Consider the following 17,083-nt stretch of genomic DNA (forward strand, 5'->3'; position numbering starts at 1 on the left):
TCACCCGCCGTGCGCGTCGCTCCGGGGGTGGGCTTGGGTGTGCACCCGGGCGTCCTCCTGGCGTGCACGGCGCACCTCCAACTGCACCACGCCCGCCGTGACCAGTGTCAACAGCGCGAGCGTGACCAGGGCCGGGAGCATCGGCCCCAGGGCCAGCAGCACCAGCAGCACCCCGACGGCGGCCACCCGCTTGACGCTGAACGTCCCGACGGTGCGCAGCGTGAACACGATCTGCCCCAGCAGGTAGAGCACGACGCCGCCCACCAGCACCACCAGGGGGATACCGGTCAGCGGATCCGCGAGGCGGTACCCGGGTTCGCCCACGTACGCCAGGGTCTTCTTGAGCCCCAGTGCGGCGAGCAGGATCCCGGCGACCAGCGGCAGGTGCAGATAGCTGTAGGCGTCACGCGCCGCCCGCTCCCGGCGTCCGGGCGGCAGCGCGGCCACGGCGTGCTCGGCCCTGGGCGCGCTCACCTGGAAGTAGGCCCGCCACAGCATCCCGGCCAGCCCCAGTCCGAGCGCCGCGGCCACCACGATCGGCCACGTCATCGCCAGCCCGGACACCCCGAAACCGATCGACAGCAGCGACTCGCCCAGCGCGATGATGAGGATCAGCCCGTGCCGCTCTGCGAAGGCCCCCACCGACATGATCCGCCAGCCCCGGGAGCCCGCGATGTAGTTCCCGAGGTAGTCGGCCGAGAGCGCCACCGCCCACAGGGCCGTCTGCGCGGCGCCTTCGGTCCGGGTGGCGAGCAGCAGCAGGAAGGTCGCGAGCAGCATCGACGGGAGGAACCGCCAAAGCTGGTTCCGTAGATCGGGGTCGCCGGCGGAAACGACCCAGAACAGCACCAGGTGCACCATGCGGAACACGAAGTAGCAGCCGACCACCAGAACGGGCCCCGAGAGACCGCCCGGCGCGTCGTCGAACGCCTCCGGGATGGCCAGGGCGAACACGAACATGCTGGCCATGGCCACGAACATGGCCAGCCGCCCAGTGCCCTCGTCGGCCTTGACCAGGTTCGCCACCCAGGAGAAACAGACCCAGCTCCACCACAGCAGGGCAACGAGGAGCATTCCCCGCAGCACCCCGTGCCAGTTCAGGTCGGCCGCCATGAACTGGGTGACCTGGATCAGCGCGAAGACGAACACGAGGTCGAAGAAGAGTTCCATCGGGGTCACCGACGCGTCTCGCCCCGTGAGCCGCAGTCCATCGCGCAAGATTCCCATGGACGGCATTGTCAGCCAGGGGGTTTACCCCTGTCGAGAGCCACCCCGGTCAGGCGCCGCGGTCGCGGAGTTCGCGTTTGAGGATCTTGCCCGAGGCGTTGCGGGGCAGTTCGGTGACCACCCGGACCGCCTTGGGTACCTTGAACGGGGCCAGGCGCTCGCGCACGTGCTCGACCAGCAGGTCCGGCAGGACTTCGTCGTCGGCCCCGGGGGCGGGCACCACGTAGGCCGTGACCGCCTCGATCCACTTGGCGTCGGCCACGCCGACCACCGCGGCCTCTGCCACGCCCGGGTGCGCGAACAGTACGTCCTCGATCTCCCGGGAGGCCACCAGCACGCCGCCGGTGTTGATCACGTCCTTGATCCGGTCGACCACCTCGATATAACCCTCGGCGTCGGCGCGCACCAGGTCACCGGAGTGGAACCAGCCGCCGCGGAAGGCCTCCTCGGTCTCCTCGGGCTTGTCCCAGTACCCCAGGCACAGCTGGGGCGAGCGGTAGACCACCTCGCCGAGCTCGCCCGGGGCGACGTCCTGGCCTTTGTCGTCGACCACCCGCAGCTCCACGAACAGTGCCGAGCGCCCGGCCGAGGCGGGGCGGTCCGCGTGCTCCTCGGGGCGCAGCACGGTGGCCAGCGGACCGATCTCGCTCTGCCCGAAACAGTTGTAGAAGCCCAGCTCGGGCAAGGCGGAGCGGAGCTTGTCCAGGACCGGGCCGGGCATGATGGAGGCCCCGTAGTAGGCCTTGCGCAGGCTGGACAGGTCCTTCTCGGCAAACTCGGGGTGGTTGGCCATCGCCACCCACAGCGTCGGGGCCGCGAAGAACGCCCCGTGACCGTCGGCCTCGATCCGGTTCAGCAGATCGGTGGGGTCGGGCGCCTCCACCAGGGTGTTGCGGGCGCCCACCGCCAGCCACGGCATGAGGAAGACGTGCATCTGGGCGCTGTGGTAGAGCGGCATCGCGTGCAGCGGGTTGTCCCCGGCGTCCAGGTCCAGCCCGACCAGGCACGACAGGTATTCGTGCACCAGAGCCCGGTGGGTCATCATGGCGCCCTTGGGCCGGGAGGTGGTGCCGGAGGTGTAGAGCAGCTGGACCAGGTCGGTGTCGGCCACCTGCACGTCCAACTCCGGCACCGGCCCCTCGGAAGCTTCGGCCAGCAGCGACCCGGGGCCGTCCCTGAGTTCCAGGACCTGCTCCACCCCGGTCTCAGCACGCAGGGCGTCCACCGCCGACCGCAGCGCGGGGTCGGCCAGCACCACGGTGCTGCCGGACTGCTCCAGCAGGTAGGCCAGTTCCTCGCCCTGGAGGGCGAAATTGACCGGTACGTGCACCAGCCCGGCCCGCGCGCAGGCCAGGTAGCCGATCAGGTAAGCGTCGGAGTTCTTCCCGTAGGCCGCCACCCGGTCGCCCTTGACCGCGCCCAGCCCCAACAACCGTGCGGCGGCCCGGGTGACGGCTTCGTCCAGTGCGGCGTAGGTCCACTCCCGCTCGGCGAAGACCAGCGCGGTGCTGGCAGGGGTCCGGGCCGCGCTCCGTCGAAGGATGTCGTCCACTCGGCTGGAGGTGGTCGAAGCGGTCATGGCATCTTCTCTTCCCGACGGCGGGGCCCGAGGGCGGGCCGCGAACACAGGACCATCCTGTTGTGGCCCGCTTCCCCGGCGCAAGACCCGAATGATCCGCGATCCCTGCGCCGTCCGGACAGGTTGTCCACAGGCTGGCGGGACGCCCCTTGCGGGCAGGTATCCCATCGTCATACGTTTTGCCTGATTCATCGGGCTGGGCGAGCTGGGAGTGACATGAGGATCCTTGTCGTGGGTGCGGGAGCCGTCGGCGGCTACTTCGGCGGGCGGCTCGTCCAGGCCGGGCGCGACGTCGACTTCCTGGTGCGGCCCGCACGTGCCGAGCTCCTCAACGAGCACGGCCTGAACATCCGCTCCGTGGACGGGTACACCGAGAACATCCCCGTCCGGGCGGTCACCAAGGACCAGCTCACCGCCGACTACGACCTGGTGCTGCTCTCGGTCAAGTCCTACGGGCTGGGGGGCGCCGTAGAGGACCTGGCGCCCGCGGTGGGACCGCGGACCGTGGTGGTGCCCTTCCTCAACGGCATGCGCCACCTGGACGTCCTGGTCGAACGCTTCGGCGAGGACCGCGTCTACGGCGGTGTGTGCATGGTGATGACCCGCCTGGACGAGCGGGGCGGCATCGTGGAGGTCGGGAAGATGGGCGAGCTCGTCTACGGCCCGCTCTCCGACTCCCCCGCGGTCGGCCTGGACCAGGTCCACGACGCCCTGGAGGAGGCCGGATTCACCGCCCGGCCCACCAAGGAGATCCGCCAGGAGATGTGGGACAAGTGGGTCTTCCTGGCCAGCCTGGGCGCCGTCACCTGCCTGATGAGAGCCCCCATCGGCCGGGTCAACCGCGCACCGGGCGGTTCGGAGTTCAGCGCCGGGATGTTCGCCGAGGCCATCGCCGTGGCGACCGCCGCCGGGTACCCGCCCAGCGACCGGATCCGGGGGTTCGCGGACAAGGTCATCTCCGACACCGAACGCGAGACCTCCACGTCCATGTACTGGGACCTGACCCACGACAACCCGGTGGAGGGCGACCACATCGTCGGCGACCTGGTCGCCAGGGGCAGAGAACTCGGGGTTCCCACCCCGCTGTTCGCCCTGGCCCACACCCACCTGAGCGTCTACTCCGCCGCCCGGGGCTGAGGGCGAGCACGGAGCTGAGCGGTGCGACCGCGGGAGGACACGCCGAAGCGGCAGAGCGGGGAGGATTTCCCGAAGGCCCGGTGTGACCTGGGTTCTTCACGTCCAGTACGCACCGCGGCCGCCGCCCGCCCCGCACGGAGCGCGACAGCGGTTGGCACAATCGCGGCATGTCAGTCCTCGACAGAACCACCTTCAGACGGCTGGTGCTGCTGCCCCCGGCGTGTCTGCTCCTGACCTCGTGCATGGCGGACGGCGGCGCCGTGGGCGCGGTCGCCACCGGTCACTTCTCCGCCCGCCACCAGTTCCCCGTCGTCATGATCTCCTGGTGCGGCGACAGCCCGCCCGCGCAGATCGACCTGACCGCGGAGGACCACGGGTGGCGCCTGAGCACCACCCGTGATTTCCCCGGCCACGAACTCGAGGTGGACCTGGCCGCCCCCGGCGAGGACTGGAACATCACCGACACCGACGGAGCCGCGACCTACCGGGTCGTTCCAGCCTCGCCGGACACCGAGTACACGCTGGGGGTGACCTCCGCCACCGCGCTCGACAGCGACACCGAGCACGACATCGCCGCGTTGAGCTTCGACACCGAACTCCTGGCAGCGGACGATGGTGTGTACGTGGGTACGGACGAGGGCGGCGAAGGCACCCTGATGAGAGCCGGTGAATTCCCGCCCGAGTGCTGACGCGGCGCCGTAACGGCGCCGCGGAAGCACGGCGCGCGGTCAGGCGAGGAGGCGCAGAGTCTCAGCCACCGGGGTGGTGGGGCGGCCGATCAGCTTGGTCAGGGTCCCCGAGGTAGCGGACAGCTCACCGTCGCGGGTGTTGCGGTCCAGCCCGACCACGAATCCGGCCGTGCCCGCGTCCAGCCCGGCACCGGTGAGCACGGCCTCGTGCTCCTCGTGGCTCAGGTCCCGGTAGACGATCTCACGCCCCAGCAGCTCGCTGACGTACCCGGCCAGCTCCTCCCTGGTCCAGGCGGTGTCGCCGCTGAGCTCGTAGACGGCCCCCGCGTGCGGCGCGGGGTCGGTCAGCACCACGGCGGCGGCCTCGGCCAGGTCCCGGCGGGCGGCGCTGGCGGTCCGCCCCTCCCCCGCGCTGCCGATGAGGGCCCCGTGCTCGCGGGCCTGTTCCAGGACCTGTTCGAAGTTCTCGTTGTACCAGCCGTTGCGCAGGATGGTGTGGCTCAGCCCGGAGGCGGCGAGGATCTCCTCGGTCGCCTTGTGCTCGGGGGCCAGGATCAGCGTGGTGTCACTCGCCCTGGGCGCGCTGGTGTAGACGAGGTGCCCGACCCCGGCTTCCTTGGCGGCCTCGATGGCGTTGCGGTGCTGCTCCACCCGCTTGCCGAGTTCGGAGCCGGAGACCAGGAGCACGGCGTCCGCGCCCTCGAAGGCCTCACGCAGTGAGGCCCGGTCCTCGAAGTCGGCGTGCCGGACGGTCACACCGCGTTCGGCGAGGTCGGCCAGTTTGTCGGTGCTCCGGCCGGTGGCGGTGATATCCGCCGCCGGGTACCCCCGCTCCAGGAGGGACTCGACGACGAGGCGGCCGAGGTGGCCGGTGGCTCCGGTGACGACGACGGACATGGGGGTTCCCCTTCGAGTGGGCCGGGGTTCTTCTCCCGGCGGTTCCTTCGTGTCCAACGGGCGCCTCCTTTCACACATTCCAATGAGAGGGTACGCACCTTTTGGTAAGTTAGGAGGATGAGCCCATCAGCGAGCAAGGACACCGGAAAGAACACGAAGGACGCGGCCGCGGGGCCGGCCCCGCTCCCCCGCATCGGCGGGCGCCGGCTGCCAGCCGGTTGCCCGCAGCGCGCCCTTCTCAGCGACGTGACCAGCAAGTGGGGCATCCTGGTCCTGGTCGCACTGTCCGAGGGGCCCCGGCGCTGGAGCGACCTGCGCCACGGGATCGACGGCATCAGCGAGAAGATGCTCGCCCAGACCCTGCGCGCCCTGGAGGCGGACGGCCTGCTGTTCCGCGATGCCAGGCCGGTGGTTCCGCCCTACGTCGAGTACGGCCTGACCAGTGACGGCCGCGAGGTCACCGCGCTCCTACTTCCCCTGCTGGACTGGGTCGAAGGACACGCCTCCCAGGGCAGGAGCACGATCTTCCGGGGTAAACCGAATCCGGACTAATGCGGATTGAACACAGCCATCACCTTTACGCCATAGATTACGATTGTCCGGTTCGAGGGCGTGTCGCGCACCCTGCGCCAGCCAGCGCAACACGAGCGAACCGTCCGCAAGCCGCTAACGTCCTATGTGTGTCCCGCCCGTCACCTGCAGAAAAGGCGGTTTCCACCTTGTCGGCAGCGCGCTCCCTCCTCCCCCTCGCCCTGGTGGCCGCCGCTCTTCTCACCGGGTGCGGGAGCGCCGACACCCTGGGACTCTCCGCCTCCGTCCCGGGAACGGACGAGATGATCAGCGTCGGAAACGACCCGCGCGTCCTCGTACACGACTTCAACTGGGCGCTGGAGGCCATGATCATCGGGGAGCTGGAGTACCTGCCCGAGCCCGGCTGCCTGATCATCAACCTCCGGGACGAGACCACCGGGGAGATCGTGAGCTCGGCCGCTCCCGTGTGGCCCAAGAACGTCGAGCCGCTCATGGAGGAGGAGCGGGGCGGGGTCAGGGAACCGACGGTCGGCCCGATCCTCGACGGAGACCCTGTCTACGCAGGGGGCGGCTCCGTCAGCGGCGGCCCGACCTGGGAGGTCGACCTCTCCGGGGAGTGTGTTCCGGGCGGTGAGTACATCGTCCTCAACGAAGGTTCCTTCCAGGCCGAACCGTTCGACCTGAGCTCTCCCTGAACATGGGGCCCCGGCGCGGACGGAACGTGCCAGCTCCCCGCCTCGGACGTGTGCCGGAGGGCGCGTGGCCGCCCTCTGCGCCTGCCCGAGGCGCTGCACGGCCCCTCAGGCCGGTGGGCGCCGCCGAGGCCTTTCACCGGGAGTGGGTTCGGGAAGGCCGATTCGCCGAGCGATGCGCTGGAACGACCCGGCTGCCGCCGACCCGGTCCGCGTCAGAGCCGGGTCAGCCCTGCCAGCTGCGCCACAGCCGGGCGTAGCTTCCCTCCCCGGCCACGAGGTCGTCGTGGGTGCCCTCCTCGACGACGCGGCCCTGCTCCATGACGACCACGCGGTCGGCCGCCTGCGCCTGGGTGAGGCGGTGGGCGACCACCAGGGTGGTGCGGCCCTTGGTCGCGGCGACAGCGGCCCCCTCCAGACGGCGCGCGCCGGAGCTCCCTGCCTCGGCGGTGGCCTCGTCGAGCACCGCCAGGTCCGGGTCGGCCAGGACCAGGCGGGCCAGGGCCAGGTGCTGGGCCTGTTCGGCGGTGAGTGCGTGACCGCCCTCGCCGACCACGGTCTCCAGCCCTTCGGGCAGAGCGCGCACCCAGTCGAGGGCGCCCACGGTCTCCAGGGCCGCCTCGACCTCCTCCGCGGTGGCCTCGGCGCGGGCCAGGCGCAGGTCGTCCAGGAGGGTTCCGGCGAAGACGTGGGTCTCCTGGCTGACCAGGAAGACGTGTTCGCGCACGCGCTGTTCGCCGAGTTCGTCCAGCGGGATCCCGCCCAGGTACACCGTCCCCGCGGTGGGGGTGCGCAGCCCGCTGACCACGGCGGCCAGGGTGGTCTTGCCCGCCCCGCTCGCACCGACCAGGGCGACCCGTTCACCGGGGGCGACCTTGAGCGTCACCCCGTCCAGGGCTTTGGGGGCGCCGGGGGCGTAGGCGTGGCTGACCCGCTCCACCCGCAGGGAGGAACCGGCGGGGCCCTCCTCGGCGCGCGGATCGTCGGCGACCGGCAGGTCCACGACCCCGGCCAGGCGGGCCAGGCTCGCCCCGGCCTGCTGGACGTCGTTGAAGTTCATCACGAGGAAGCCGACCGGGCCGAAGAGCCGGTGGAAGTACAGGGCGGCGGCGGTGACCATGCCGACCGTGACCAGGTCACCGCGGACCAGCCAGAAGCCCACGACCAGTACGGCGGCCAGCCCCACGAACTCCGAGCCGTTCATCCGCGCGCCGAGGCGGGTGAAGAGCCGGAACACGTCCAGGGTGAGCTGCATCGCGGTGCGCGAGCGCTCGGCGATGCGCTGCTCGTGCTCCTCCTCCAGGCGGTAGGCGCGGACGGTGTCGCGGCCCCGCAGGGCTCCCATGAGGGCGTGTGAGCGCTCGCCCATGGCGATGCGTTCGCGGGCGTAGTACGGCCCCGACCTGGGCATGTACCAGCGCACCGCCCAGACGTAGAAGGGCATGGCGGCCAGCCCGGCCAGGCCCAGTCGCCAGTCGAGGGCGGCCATCCCGGCGGTGGTGAGCACGACCATGGCCAGGGCGGTGACGACCTCGGGTCCGTTGCGGGCGATGGCGTTGGTGACCACGGCGACGTCGTCGCCGACCCGGGAGAGCAGGTCGCCGATGCGCACCTTCTCCAGACGGGCGGCGGGCATGTGCAGGACGCGTTCCATCACGCGTTCGCGCAGGCGGGCGAGGATGGTCTCGCCGAGCCGGCTGACCTGCCAGGCGCCGAGCCCGACAAGGACACCGCCGACCAGGGCAGCGGCGGCGATGAGCGCCGCAGAGCGCAGGATGGCGTCCAGGCCCGCGCCCGCGGAGATGTCGTCGACGATCGAGCCGAGCACCCAGGGCGCAACGAGCCCGGCGGCACTGCCCGCCAGGACGGTGACCAGAGCCAGGGCGGCGGCCCAGGGGGTGGCCCGGATCCCGTCGCCGAGCACGGCCCAGGTGCGCCGGGCGGTGGCGGTGGGCAGGAGCTCGGGGCCGCCGGGCTGACCGGGGCCGGTATCGCCCGGGCCGTCAGGGGCGGCCTCGGTAGTGGTCTCCGTGCTCAACGCAGCACCGCCTCGCGGTAGTGGGGGTCGTCCTCGGCCAGCTGTGTGTGGGTGCCCAGGGCGTGTAGGCGGCCCTCGCGCAGCACCACCACGCGGTCGGCGCGGGCCAGCAGTGCCGGACTGTTGGCGATGACGAGGGTGGCTCCACCGGGTGCGCGGCGGGCGCGCAGCGCGGCCGTGCCCTGGGCGATGGCCTCCTCGGTGACGGCGTCCACGGCGGTGGTGGGGTCGTGCAGGACCAGTACCGACGGGTCGGCGGCCAGGGCCCGGGCCAGGGCGACGCGCTGGCGCTGCCCGCCGGAGAGGTTGGCGGCGCGGTCGGTGACGGGCCGGTCGAGACCGTCGGGGTGACCGGTGACCAGGTCCTCGGCGGCGGCCGCGGTCAGCGCGGTGAGCAGGGGTGCCTCGTCGCCGCCCTGTGCGTCGTCGCCCTGTTGAGCGCGGCCGGGGGCCGGGCGGGAGCTCAGGTCCAGGTTGGACCGCAGAGTGCCCTCGAACAGCGTGCTGCCGTGTTCCTCCACCAGCACGGTGCCGCGCAGCGAGGTGAGGTCGAGTTCGGTGATCGGGACACCCCCGATCCGGACGGTGCCACCGGCGCCCTCGGCGCGTCCGGAGAGGAGGTCGACCAGGGCCTCGGCGTCGCGCGGGTCGGTGGTGAGCACACCGACGTGCTCTCCCTGGTCCAGGGTCAGATCCACCCCGTCGAGCGTCCTGTGGGTGACCCCGCGCAGCTCCACGGCGGGCGCGACCTCGGGCAGTACCCCGGGGAGAAGGCGGTCTCCGGGGTTGACGGCGTCGGGTGCGTTGAGCAGCCGGACCAGCCGCTGGGCGGAGGCGCGGGCGGTCGCGAACATCTGGCCGACCATGCCGAGCGCCCGGACGGGTTCGGCGAGGAACTGGGCCAGGCCCACCACGATGATCAGTTCACCGATGGTCAGGTGCCCCTGGAGCGCCATCCATCCGGCGGCTGCGGCGACGCAGGCCAGGAACACCGCGCCGGTGGCGGTGACCAGGCCCTTGTAGAGGCCGTTGGTGGCGGCGGCGCCGACGGAGGCGGTCAGTGCGCGGTCACTGGCCCGCCGGTAGCGCAGGGCGGCGTTGTGCCGGGCCCCGATGCCCATGAGCACGCGCAGGCCGCCGACGAGGTCGGTGGCCATGGCGGTGGCGCGGGCGGCGGTGGCCTGCTTGGCCTCGGTACGGCGGGTGATGCGGGCCGCGGGTACGCGCAGCAGCAGGAGCATCATCGGGACGCCGAGGAGGACGCCCAGGCCGAGGGGGACGTTGATGGCGAGCAGGACGACGGTGGTGACCACGATCCCGGTGACCTGGGCGATGCCGATGGCCCAGGCGCGTACGTAGGCGGCGGCCTGTTCGGCGTCGGAGGTGGCCACGGCCAGGACCTCGCCGGAGCGCAGGCCGCTGCGTTCGCCCCTGGGGTGCAGGACGCGGCGGGCGGACTCCAGGCGCAGCAGGTGGGCCTCGCGTTCGACGGCGCCGAGGGTGAAGCGGGCGCCGAAGCGGTAGGCGCTGGCCAGGACGGCGAAGAGCAGGGCCAGGCCGCCCACGCACCACAGCAGGGCGGTGGTGTCGCCGGTGGAGACGGCGAGGTCGATGGTGAGGCCGATGGCGACCGGGACGAGGGTCTCGCAGATCTGGTGCAGGGAGAGCAGGAGGACGCCGAGGGTGACCCGGCCGCGGTGGCGGCGCAGGGTGCGTGAGCGCAGGGCCTTGGCGGTGGCGGGAACCGGGGGTGCCGGAGTTACAGGAGGCCGGTCCGGGCCCTCGCGCACGGTCATCCGTTTCCCGTCCCCTCGGTTCTGCTGTCCCAACTGGCCCAGCGTAGCCATCCCAGTCATGACCTCCGACCACAGGACGAGTCTTATGTCGTGCATGAGATGATTTTTCAGCGGCCGTGATATTGGTTAGGCTAACCTCATACGGCTTTGCGGGCGAACGCCCCCACGCCCTGTCCACGCACACGTCCGCGAAGGGTCCCTCGCTTGCGTATCCAGTCGCCGCGCCACCGCCAGATGATCCGCGCCAGGGTCACGCGCACCGAACGGACCACCGACCACTTCGTCACCGTGACCGTCAGCGGCCCCGACCTGGCCCGGTTCGAGTTCCTCGGCCTGGACCAGTGCGTGCGGGTCTTCCTGCGGCGCCCCGGGCAGGAGAAGCTGGTCCTGCCGGACTCCGACCCTGACAGCTGGTACCCGGAGTACCGCGAGATGGCCGACGACGTGCGACCCTACGTGCGCAACTACACGATGCGCCGGTTCGACGCCCGGGCCCTGGAACTGGACATCGAGTTCGTGGCGCACGGCGACGGCGGACCCGCCTCCGCCTGGGCGATCTCGGCGAGCGAGGGCGACGAGGTGGGCCTGTACCCCGAGGGCATCTACTACCTGCCCCCGGCCGACGCGGACTGGCACCTGCTGGTCGGCGACGAGAGCGCCGTGCCCGCCCTGCTGTCCATCGTCGAACAGGCTCCGCGGGAGCTGCGCGCCCAGGTCTACCTGGAGGTGCCCTCCCCCAGGGACGTCCGCCCCGTGCAGGCCCCACCCGGCGTGGAGGTGCACTGGCTGCCGCGCGAGGACGCGCACGCGACCCCGGGGCGCCTGGCCCTGGAGACGGTCAGCAGGGCGGCCCTGCCCGAGGGGCGCCCGTACTGCTGGGTGGCCGGGGAGAACGCCCTGCCCACCGGGCTGCGCCGCACCCTGGTACGCGACCACGCGGTACCCAAGGACGACATCACGTTCGTGGGCTACTGGCGCGCGGGAGTGGCCGGGGTCGACTGAACCCGAAGCCTCCGAACCCTTGCCCCGGGCATCTCCGGCTCGCCGAGACCGGGGCGCCCCTGGGAGCGCGACCACCGGCGAACGACAGGCATCGCCCCACCGGTCACACCATTCACAGAACACGCTAACCTGGTCAAATCCTGCTTAGGCAAGGCTAAGCTCAGTTCATCAGCGAGGTCCTATGAACCCCGGTCTGCCCGCCCGCTTCGGCATGTTCGCCGCCGGTGCCCTGTCCACCGTCCTGCTCGCCGCCTGCGGTGGCGGCGGCTCCGACACGTCCTCGGAGTCCTCCGGTGAGGCGGCCGAGGGCTACCCCGTCACCGTCGAGACGCTCTTCGGCGACGTGGAGATCGGGGACCGCCCCGAGAACGTGGTCGCCCTGGGCTGGTCCGACGCCGAAGCCGCGCTCGCCCTGGGCGTGCAGCCGGTCGGCGTCGCCGACTGGCTGGGCTTCGGCGGCACCGGTGTGGGTCCCTGGGCCGCCGACCTGGTCGACGCCGAGCCGGTCCTGCTCGACACCATGGAGCCCAACGTGGAGGCCATCGCCTCCCTGAACCCCGACGTCATCCTGGACACCCGCTCCGACAACTCCCAGGAACGGCACGACCTCCTCGACCCGATCGCCCCCGTGGTCGGCCCGCCGCCGGGCGTGGAGGTCACCTACGGCACCACCTGGCAGCAGCAGACCCGCCAGGTCGCCCAGGTCGTCGGCGAGGAGGAGCGCGGTGAGGAGCTGGTCACCGAACTGGAGGACCGCTTCGAGCAGATCCGCGAGGAGAACCCGGAGTTCGCCGACCTCACCATCGCCGTGGGCGCCTACTTCGACGGCCAGTACGGCGCCTATGTCCCCGGCGACACCCGCGCGGACGTGCTCGCCGAGCTGGGCTTCGAGTACAAGCCCGAACTGGTCGAGATGGCCGACGGCGCCTTCTACGCCGACCTCAGCGCCGAGCTCGTGGAGGAGCTGGACGCCGACCTGACCATCGTCTTCCCGATCGGCGACGTCGTGGACACCCTGAACGAGGACCCGGTCCTGCAGGGCATCGGCTCCGCCGAGGACGACCGCCTGATCATCCTGGAGGACCAGGAGCTGTCGGACGCCTTCTCCAGCGGTTCCACCCTGGGCATCCACCACGCCCTGGACCAGATCGTCCCGATGATCCTGGAGACCCTGGAGGGCTGAGGCCCGAAGGACCGGGCGGCAACGCGGGGCGCTACTCTTCGACGGGTCACTGACAACAGGTGTGATTCGGGGGTGGACGGACCGATGGCTCGCTGTCCGATGTGCTCGGCTCAGGACCGGACCACCAAGGTGTCCGCGGTGGTCCGGTCCGGGACGACGACCACACGAACGACCGGCTCCTCGAAGCTCCAGGCCAGAGACCAGTTCACCCAGTTGGACTACACCGTCGGTCAGGCGCGGCACAACACCACCACGCGCTCCCAGAGCAGCCTCGCGGCACAGTTGAGCTTCCCCTCGGGACCGCGGCCCCCGGTCCGGTTCGCCAGGGGTTTCGGGATCCTCCTGTTCGCGATGGCCACAGTGGCCATGAGCGTCAACGGCGTCCTCGCGCTCGTACCCGCGGTGGTCACCGGTCTGCTCGTGCACCGTTGGGGAGGCGGGTCAGCGAAGACCGCCCTCCTCGCGGCCGTCGGCCTCTTCTACCTGCTGGGCGTGCTCTCCTACCTCCTCACGGACCTGGGTGTCCATAGGATGACCGGCTTCCTGCTCACCCTGGCCATGAGCCTCACCTACGCCGCGCTGGGTCTGGCCCTGATCCTGTGGGATCTGCGCAGAGCCGAGGCCAGGAGGAAACGGGCCAACGCCGGCAGCGCCCACCGGGAGCGCGCCTGGCAGGCCTGGCAACGGCTGTACTACTGCTCCCGCGACGACGTGGTCTTCGACCCCGCCACCCGCTCCTGTGACCCTCCCAGCGCCATGCGAAGACTCATCGGCCACCCCGCCGCCTGACCCGCGTTCCGCACCGTCCGCCCGCCAGGGAGAACCATGAACACCCCGGAGTACTGGACCACCACGCCCATCACCCTGGAACTCCTGCGTGGAGCGGTCGAGGTGGAGGAAACCGAACGCGGCTTCCTGCCGCACCGGCTACCCGCCCGGGCCCGTGCCCAGAACACCGACCCGCAGCTGGCCATGGCCGAGGCCCAGCCCTCGGGCGTCCGGTTGCTCGTGCGTACCCGAGCGACCTCGATCGAACTGGACACGGTGCCCACCAAGCGCGTCTACACGGGCCTCGCTCCCCGCCCCGACGGAGTGTACGACCTGCTCGTGGACGGGCGCCTCACCGCTCAGGCCACCGTGCCCGGCGGAGACACCCTGACCGTCGACATGGCTACCGGCGGCTTCGAGCACCGGACCGGGCCGGTCGGCACCGCCCGCTTCACCGGCCTGCCGAACCGGGTCAAGGACGTGGAGATCTGGCTGCCGCACAACGAGACCACCGAGCTCGTCGCACTGCGCGCGGACGCCCCCGTCGAGCCGGTCCCGGACCGGGGCCGCAGAGTGTGGCTGCACCACGGGAGCTCGATCAGCCATGGGTCCGATGCCGCGAACCCGACCTCGGTCTGGCCCGTGGTCGCGGCCGCCCGCGAGCCCGTGGAACTGGTCAACCTCGGTCTGAGCGGTAACGCGCTTCTGGACCCGTTCACCGCCCGGGCGATGCGCGACGCCCCCGCCGACCTGATCAGCGTCAAGGTCGGCATCAACCTGGTCAACGCGGACCTGATGCGGATGCGGGCGTTCACGCCCGCGGTGCACGGCTTCCTCGACACGATCCGCGAGGGCCATCCGACGACGCCGCTGCTGGTGATCTCGCCTCTCCTGTGTCCCATCCACGAGGACACCCCGGGACCGTGTTCCTTCGACCTGGAGGCCCTGCGCAGCGGGGAGAAAAAGTTCCGCTCCTCCGGGGCCCCGGAGGAGCGCGCCGCCGGGAAGCTCACGCTCACCGCCATCCGAGAGGAGCTGTCCCGGATCGTGAACGATCGCGCTGCCGAGGACCCGCACCTCGGTTATCTGGACGGCCGTGAGCTCTACGGGGAGGCGGACCGCGCCGAGCTGCCGCTGCCCGACGAACTCCACCCGGACACCGCCACGCACCAGCGCATCGGCACCCGCTTCGCCGAACTCGCCTTCGGCGCCGACGGCCTGTTCGCCGACGGGTCTCGCACTAGGATCGCCGACGGAACCGGGGTATGAACTGGTCCCCGATAGTTGGACCGGCTAACTAAAGGTTAGGCCGCCAGGGCCTGAGCTCGGTACTGCACCGGGCTCAGGCCCTCAAGGTAGCTGTGGACGCGTTCGTGGTTGAACCAGGCGATGTACTCCTCCAACCCCGCGGTGAACTCCTCGACGGTCTCGAACTCGGCATGGGTGAAGAATTCCTCCTTCAGGTGGCCGAAGAAGCTCTCGATCACCGCGTTGTCCAGGCAGTTGCCCTTGCGTGACATCGACTGGATGCCCTCGACCCCGGCGAGCAGACGCCGCCAGGACACATGCTGGTACTGAAACCCCTGGTCGGAGTGGACCAGCGGGCTCTGACCAGGGGCCAGGGTCTTCAACGCTTCTCGCAAGGAGGTGTTGGTCAACTCCAGGTTCGGTGACAGACCCGCCGTGTAGGAGATGATCTGCCGGTCGAACAGGTCCATGACCGGTGACAGGTAGACCTTGTGGCCCGCGACGGCGAACTCGCTCACGTCGGTCACCCATTTCTGGTTCGGCCCCTGCGCGGTGAAGTCACGCTCCAGCAGGTTCGGCGCCACCTGGCCCGCCTGGCCCCGGTAGGAGCTGTAGGGCTTCTTACGGCGCACCCGGCAGACCAGGCCCAGCTGGTTCATGAGCTTGAGCACGGTCTTCTTCGCCACCCGCCACCCCTTCTTGAGGAGCTGGTCATGGATCCGGCGGTGCCCGTAGCGGCCCTTGTTGTGATCGAAGAGCCGCCTGATCTGGGCCTTGAGCGCTGCCTGGGCATCAGGGTGCTCCAGCCGGGCCTGGTGGTAGAAGAACGTCGAGCGGGCCAGCCCAGCGACCTTCAACAGCACGTCCAATCGGTGTTCGGCCTTGAGGGCGACCACAGCGTGAACCCTCACTCTGGTGGATGTTCCCTCAAGGCCCGCACTTTTCCCAGGTAGGCGTTCTGGGCGCGCAGGAGCTCGTTCTCACGGCGTAGTCGTTCCAGCTCTGAGGCTGGCTCTGGTGGTGCGCTCTTGGGCGGGCGTCCTCGCTGCTTGGGGCGTAGCCCCTCCGAGCCCTGGGTGCGATAGGTGCGCACCCACGATTCCAGCAGCTTGGGTGAGGACAGTTCCAGTTCCTTGGCCAGCTCGGTCTTGGGCTCGCCAGCCAGGAGGCGGCGCACCGCCTCGACCTTGAACTCGAAGGAGTAGGACTTCTTCGCCTGTTTGGTCACCAGCGCTCCCGGGCCGTGGATCCGCCACCGTCGGTACAGGCTTCGGACCGCCCATCGCGAGACCCCGAGAGAGGCCGCTACCGCGTGATCGGCTCTGCCTTGCTCGAACAACGCTATCGCTTGGTGGCGTTGGTCCTGGGTGAGTGAGCTGTTCGCTCTCATGGGACTGCTCCCTGGTCGATGGAACTGGATTTCCAGTCCAACTTCCAGGGAGCAGTTCAGGTATCCGTGAACTGACGGGTCCTCTCAACAAGAACCAGAGGAGCTCCTGCCATGTCCGCACTCCCTGACATCGACCTGGTCGTCTTCGACGTGCTCGGCACCATGGTCGACGAACCCGGCGGGATCACGCGCGGTCTTCGGGAGCTGCTGCCCGACCTCGGGGACGTGCGGGCGGAGGAACTGGGCGAGCTGTGGCGCCGGTACGTGGACGAGCAGCAGCGGGAGATGCTCGCGGGCCGCCGCCCCTACGCCAGTAGCACGGTGGTCGATCGGGAGGCCGCGACGCACGTGGCGGCCGAGACCGGGTTCGAAAACGAGGCTGCGGTGCGCTCGCTGACCGCCGCCGCACTGCGCCTGGACCCGTGGCCGGACTCCGTCCAGGCACTGGGCCGGCTCGCCTCGCGCTACCCCGTGGTCGGTCTGTCCAATGCCAGCCACGCGGCGCTCACCCGGATCAACGCCCATGCCGGGCTGCGGTGGCACCAGGTGCTCTCGGCCGAGGAAGCGCACGCCTACAAGCCGGACCCCGAGGTCTACCGGCTCGCGATCGCCAACGCCGGCTGCCCGCCCGAGCACCTGCTCATGGTCGCCGCGCACGCCTGGGACCTGCGCGGCGCCCAAGCCCTGGGGATGCGGACCGCCCACGTCGAACGCCCCGTCGGGGATCCGCCGAGCACGTCGGACTCCTTCGACCTGTCCGCGAAGGACCTGGACGACCTGGCCATCCAGCTCGACGCCATCTGAGGGCCGGCCCACCGTTCGCCTCTCCCACCACCGGCGTCTCCCACCACGCGCCTGACTCATCATCCGCCCGCCTCGGCGTCGGGCGCACGCCCGCCGGTGGTC

The 17,083-nt window shown here is 70.7% G+C and carries 16 protein-coding genes; 9 read left to right on the top strand and 7 right to left on the bottom strand.

Annotated features, from left to right (window positions below; genetic code table 11):
• Positions 1–1,227, bottom strand: coding sequence for a low temperature requirement protein A (locus NE857_RS18500; RefSeq protein WP_254416917.1), 1,227 nt, complete (start codon positions 1,225–1,227; stop codon positions 1–3).
• 49 nt (positions 1,228–1,276) lie between these two features.
• Entirely contained in the window at positions 1,277–2,806 is a 1,530-nt protein-coding gene (locus NE857_RS18505) for a fatty acyl-CoA synthetase (RefSeq protein ID WP_254416918.1), read from the bottom strand.
• Between the two features lie 216 nt (positions 2,807–3,022).
• Here NE857_RS18505 and NE857_RS18510 point away from each other — a divergent pair, with 216 nt between their 5' ends.
• Both NE857_RS18510 and NE857_RS18515 read left to right on the top strand, forming a co-directional pair.
• Positions 3,023–3,943: a ketopantoate reductase family protein gene (locus NE857_RS18510; protein WP_254416919.1), complete on the top strand. Its 921-nt coding sequence runs from the start codon at positions 3,023–3,025 to the stop codon at positions 3,941–3,943.
• Positions 3,944–4,110: 167 nt separating this feature from the next.
• The gene (locus NE857_RS18515) at positions 4,111–4,632 is read left to right on the top strand and encodes a hypothetical protein (RefSeq protein WP_254416920.1); all 522 of its coding nucleotides are present in this window, start codon (positions 4,111–4,113) and stop codon (positions 4,630–4,632) included.
• A 39-nt stretch (positions 4,633–4,671) separates the two neighbouring features.
• Here the strand turns inward: NE857_RS18515 and NE857_RS18520 are convergent, their stop codons facing one another.
• A complete protein-coding gene (locus tag NE857_RS18520; protein WP_254416921.1) occupies positions 4,672–5,529 on the bottom strand; it encodes an SDR family oxidoreductase in 858 nt (285 codons plus the stop codon).
• A gap of 117 nt (positions 5,530–5,646) precedes the next feature.
• Between NE857_RS18520 and NE857_RS18525 the strand changes: the two genes are divergently transcribed.
• The gene (locus tag NE857_RS18525) at positions 5,647–6,081 is read left to right on the top strand and encodes a winged helix-turn-helix transcriptional regulator (RefSeq protein WP_254416922.1); all 435 of its coding nucleotides are present in this window, start codon (positions 5,647–5,649) and stop codon (positions 6,079–6,081) included.
• Between the two features lie 167 nt (positions 6,082–6,248).
• Positions 6,249–6,755, top strand: coding sequence for a hypothetical protein (locus NE857_RS18530; protein ID WP_254416923.1), 507 nt, complete (start codon positions 6,249–6,251; stop codon positions 6,753–6,755).
• A 223-nt stretch (positions 6,756–6,978) separates the two neighbouring features.
• Here NE857_RS18530 and NE857_RS18535 read toward each other — a convergent pair whose 3' ends face one another.
• Together NE857_RS18535 and NE857_RS18540 are read right to left on the bottom strand one after the other, a co-directional pair.
• The gene (locus NE857_RS18535; protein WP_254416924.1) at positions 6,979–8,790 is read right to left on the bottom strand and encodes an ABC transporter ATP-binding protein; all 1,812 of its coding nucleotides are present in this window, start codon (positions 8,788–8,790) and stop codon (positions 6,979–6,981) included.
• Complete coding sequence (locus NE857_RS18540; protein ID WP_254422024.1) at positions 8,787–10,586, bottom strand: ABC transporter ATP-binding protein; 1,800 nt, start codon at positions 10,584–10,586, stop codon at positions 8,787–8,789. The genes NE857_RS18535 and NE857_RS18540 overlap by 4 nt, the downstream gene beginning before the upstream one ends.
• A 234-nt stretch (positions 10,587–10,820) precedes the next feature.
• Between NE857_RS18540 and NE857_RS18545 the strand changes: the two genes are divergently transcribed.
• The 4 genes from NE857_RS18545 (at position 10,821) to NE857_RS18560 (ending at position 14,808) form a co-directional block, all read left to right on the top strand.
• Positions 10,821–11,588 carry a siderophore-interacting protein gene (locus NE857_RS18545; protein ID WP_254422025.1) on the top strand — a complete coding sequence of 256 codons (768 nt, stop codon included), beginning with the start codon at positions 10,821–10,823 and terminating at the stop codon, positions 11,586–11,588.
• Between the two features lie 181 nt (positions 11,589–11,769).
• A complete protein-coding gene (locus NE857_RS18550) occupies positions 11,770–12,771 on the top strand; it encodes an ABC transporter substrate-binding protein (protein WP_254416925.1) in 1,002 nt (333 codons plus the stop codon).
• Positions 12,772–12,855: 84 nt separating this feature from the next.
• Positions 12,856–13,560 (top strand): hypothetical protein, encoded by a 705-nt coding sequence (locus tag NE857_RS18555; RefSeq protein ID WP_254416926.1) that lies wholly within the window; start codon positions 12,856–12,858, stop codon positions 13,558–13,560.
• 36 nt (positions 13,561–13,596) lie between these two features.
• On the top strand, positions 13,597–14,808 hold the full coding sequence (locus tag NE857_RS18560) for a GDSL-type esterase/lipase family protein (protein ID WP_254416927.1): 1,212 nt from the start codon (positions 13,597–13,599) through the stop codon (positions 14,806–14,808).
• 35 nt (positions 14,809–14,843) lie between these two features.
• Here the strand turns inward: NE857_RS18560 and NE857_RS18565 are convergent, their stop codons facing one another.
• Positions 14,844–15,698 carry an IS3 family transposase gene (locus tag NE857_RS18565; RefSeq protein ID WP_254416859.1) on the bottom strand — a complete coding sequence of 285 codons (855 nt, stop codon included), beginning with the start codon at positions 15,696–15,698 and terminating at the stop codon, positions 14,844–14,846.
• A complete protein-coding gene (locus NE857_RS18570) occupies positions 15,695–16,015 on the bottom strand; it encodes a helix-turn-helix domain-containing protein (protein WP_254416860.1) in 321 nt (106 codons plus the stop codon). The genes NE857_RS18565 and NE857_RS18570 overlap by 4 nt, the downstream gene beginning before the upstream one ends.
• Before the next feature lie 273 nt (positions 16,016–16,288).
• Between NE857_RS18570 and NE857_RS18575 the strand changes: the two genes are divergently transcribed.
• Positions 16,289–16,981 carry a haloacid dehalogenase type II gene (locus tag NE857_RS18575; RefSeq protein WP_254416928.1) on the top strand — a complete coding sequence of 231 codons (693 nt, stop codon included), beginning with the start codon at positions 16,289–16,291 and terminating at the stop codon, positions 16,979–16,981.
• The last annotated feature ends 102 nt before the right edge of the window (positions 16,982–17,083 follow it).

This window comes from Nocardiopsis exhalans, assembly GCF_024134545.1.
In the GTDB taxonomy this organism is placed as follows: domain Bacteria; phylum Actinomycetota; class Actinomycetes; order Streptosporangiales; family Streptosporangiaceae; genus Nocardiopsis; species Nocardiopsis exhalans.

What these genes read in the sequence shown, in the direction of transcription:
- NE857_RS18500 (WP_254416917.1), bottom strand. Translation starts at nt 1,227, where the DNA reads ATGGGAATCTTGCGCGATGGACTGCGGCTCACGGGGCGAGACGCGTCG.
- NE857_RS18505 (WP_254416918.1), bottom strand. Translation starts at nt 2,806, where the DNA reads ATGACCGCTTCGACCACCTCCAGCCGAGTGGACGACATCCTTCGACGG.
- NE857_RS18515 (WP_254416920.1), top strand. Translation starts at nt 4,111, where the DNA reads ATGTCAGTCCTCGACAGAACCACCTTCAGACGGCTGGTGCTGCTGCCC.
- NE857_RS18510 (WP_254416919.1), top strand. Translation starts at nt 3,023, where the DNA reads ATGAGGATCCTTGTCGTGGGTGCGGGAGCCGTCGGCGGCTACTTCGGC.
- NE857_RS18525 (WP_254416922.1), top strand. Translation starts at nt 5,647, where the DNA reads ATGAGCCCATCAGCGAGCAAGGACACCGGAAAGAACACGAAGGACGCG.
- NE857_RS18575 (WP_254416928.1), top strand. Translation starts at nt 16,289, where the DNA reads ATGTCCGCACTCCCTGACATCGACCTGGTCGTCTTCGACGTGCTCGGC.
- NE857_RS18520 (WP_254416921.1), bottom strand. Translation starts at nt 5,529, where the DNA reads ATGTCCGTCGTCGTCACCGGAGCCACCGGCCACCTCGGCCGCCTCGTC.
- NE857_RS18555 (WP_254416926.1), top strand. Translation starts at nt 12,856, where the DNA reads ATGGCTCGCTGTCCGATGTGCTCGGCTCAGGACCGGACCACCAAGGTG.
- NE857_RS18550 (WP_254416925.1), top strand. Translation starts at nt 11,770, where the DNA reads ATGAACCCCGGTCTGCCCGCCCGCTTCGGCATGTTCGCCGCCGGTGCC.
- NE857_RS18540 (WP_254422024.1), bottom strand. Translation starts at nt 10,586, where the DNA reads ATGACCGTGCGCGAGGGCCCGGACCGGCCTCCTGTAACTCCGGCACCC.
- NE857_RS18545 (WP_254422025.1), top strand. Translation starts at nt 10,821, where the DNA reads ATGATCCGCGCCAGGGTCACGCGCACCGAACGGACCACCGACCACTTC.
- NE857_RS18560 (WP_254416927.1), top strand. Translation starts at nt 13,597, where the DNA reads ATGAACACCCCGGAGTACTGGACCACCACGCCCATCACCCTGGAACTC.